The organism is Enterobacter sp. UNJFSC 003, from assembly GCF_036903355.1.
Taxonomy (GTDB): Bacteria; Pseudomonadota; Gammaproteobacteria; order Enterobacterales; family Enterobacteriaceae; genus Enterobacter.
In genome coordinates, this window is the sequence record NZ_JBAKHK010000335.1 from 1 (window position 1) to 238 (window position 238).

Below are 238 nucleotides of genomic sequence, written 5' to 3' on the forward strand. Positions count from 1 at the left end.
GGTTTTGACTTCACCAGACGCTGCCATGTACGGCACCAGCGTCAGGTGCATAAACAGAGTGTGCTCACGGCCAATTTCAACAGCCATCTGGCGAATCGCTTCGAGGAACGGCAAGGATTCGATATCACCTACTGTACCGCCGATTTCTACCAGTACTACGTCATGACCTTCGCCACCTTCCAGCACGCGCTCTTTGATTGCGTTAGTGATGTGCGGAATAACCTGCACGGTTGCGCCG

The 238-nt window shown here is 53.8% G+C and carries 1 pseudogene; it reads right to left on the reverse strand.

The annotated features are described in order from the left end of the window. A pseudogene (gene pyrG, locus V5P19_RS24425) lies at nt 1-238 on the reverse strand (CTP synthetase); the annotation flags it as partial.